The sequence below is a fragment of the Streptomyces neyagawaensis genome (assembly GCF_023516595.1).
GTDB classification, from domain to species: domain Bacteria; phylum Actinomycetota; class Actinomycetes; order Streptomycetales; family Streptomycetaceae; genus Streptomyces; species Streptomyces neyagawaensis.
On sequence record NZ_JAMGBG010000258.1, the window covers coordinates 1 to 592 of the forward strand.

1 protein-coding gene and 1 pseudogene are annotated in these 592 nt (G+C 66.7%); both read left to right on the forward strand.

What is annotated here, in order from left to right; genetic code table 11:
• A pseudogene (locus tag M8J73_RS44595) lies at window positions 1-283 on the forward strand (IS5/IS1182 family transposase); the annotation flags it as partial.
• Window positions 280-592: hypothetical protein (locus M8J73_RS44600; protein ID WP_249829940.1), on the forward strand; the 313-nt coding region annotated here is incomplete at its 3' end. The pseudogene M8J73_RS44595 and the gene M8J73_RS44600, both read left to right, overlap by 4 nt.

Here is a 592-nt window from a genome sequence, read left to right on the forward strand (position 1 = left end):
CAAGGACGAGGTCCTCATCCACGGTGCCCTGCTGGACATCGGCGTCGAAGTCGTCCGCCGCAATCCGGCCGACCAGGGCAAAGGTTTCGTCCCGCAACCGAAGAGGTGGATCGTGGAACAGGTCAACGGCACGCTGATGCTGCATCGCCGACTGGCCCGCGAGTACGACCACCGGCCCGATACCTCCGCCTCGCGCGTCTACTGGGCCTCGATCGCGAACATGGCCCGCCGCCTCACCACACCCGCTCCGTCCTGGCGCGACACCCTCGGGCTGGCCGCGTGAACGTCATCGAGCTCCTGGCCGAGACCGAAGCGCGACTCGCGGATCTGGCCACCACCCGGAAGGTCATCGCCGAACTCGCACCGGCTGGAGGCCAACCCGCACCACCCGAGACGAACAGCGCCTACCAGGCCATCGTGAACACCTTCAACCAGCATCCCGATCAAGAGTTCCGAGCCCGTGAGCTGCACGAACTCCTCGGCATGCCCACCGACGAGGCATCCGTCAACATCACCCGCAGCCGCCTCGGACGCCTCACCCGCCAAGGCTTCCTCACCCAACCCGGACGAGGCCGCTACCAGAAACGGACTT